This window comes from Ideonella sp. P3_A4, from assembly GCF_056403075.1.
On sequence record NZ_JBFUGE010001239.1, the window covers coordinates 1 to 818 of the forward strand.

Annotated in this window: 2 protein-coding genes; both read right to left on the bottom strand. The window is 55.2% G+C overall.

Features of this window, described 5'->3' with window-relative positions; translation table 11 throughout:
• Window positions 1–307 (bottom strand): hypothetical protein (locus AC1DYI_RS37285; RefSeq protein WP_477209091.1); only part of this gene is annotated, 307 nt, incomplete at its 3' end.
• Between the two features lie 208 nt (window positions 308–515).
• Window positions 516–818: hypothetical protein (locus AC1DYI_RS37290; protein WP_477209092.1), on the bottom strand; the 303-nt coding region annotated here is incomplete at its 5' end.

Genomic DNA, 818 nt, shown 5'->3' on the forward strand with positions numbered 1-818 from the left:
TCCTCTGGTAGTGGTCGAGCGCGTCGGGCCAATTCGTTATACCGAGGTCGTGAATGATGTTCTGCGGAAGGTCAATGTCCGTTTCCCGAAACGGCGATTCGAAGAACGGGCCTCGAACCTCTCGCCAAGCGTGCCAATCAGGCTCATCCGGCCACCATGGGTAGTCGCCTCCGGACTCATACACATACAAGGAATGCGACTCGTGATCGCCGGCGAAGCTCAGCATCGCATCGGCAAGCCCAGGCGGGATGTCGTCAGGCGCCTGCAGGCGCAGCTGACGACGAAGATCCGATGCCTCAACTTTCATCTGTTTGTATGCCGCGCCTGGCGCGAATGAACAACCTTCCAAGCCCTCGACTGGGCACTGCCCACGCAGATTTAGGAACTGCCTGCAGGCGTAACAGCCAACTGCATAGTCGCGACTCATCGAGTGTGGGCCTAACGTTTGACATGAGAGGCGCTTGGAGGCCGAAGGCCGGAGAGCGTCCTCTCGATGGAAGGGTTAGGCATCGCGCTCATGGAGCTTTGCCTGTGGCAAATACTTGATCGTAGTCTCCGCTCTTGAAGTAAACAGTGGAGCCTTTCTCGATCTGGGCGGCAGGAACCTTAAAGGACAAGTTTGTTTGTTGCTCGTTCTTGCGATAGAACGGGCCGGGCGAGTAGCTGCGAAGTAGCACTACTGTCTTTCCGCGTTCTTGCAGAACCTTTGGTTCTTCGAAAGTGCTTTCAAACGAGGGAAAATAGAGAATCTCGATGTGCAGATATGCATCTTGGCGCCGCATCTTTGMGATGGCTTTTCGACTCAGATCCATTTCGAT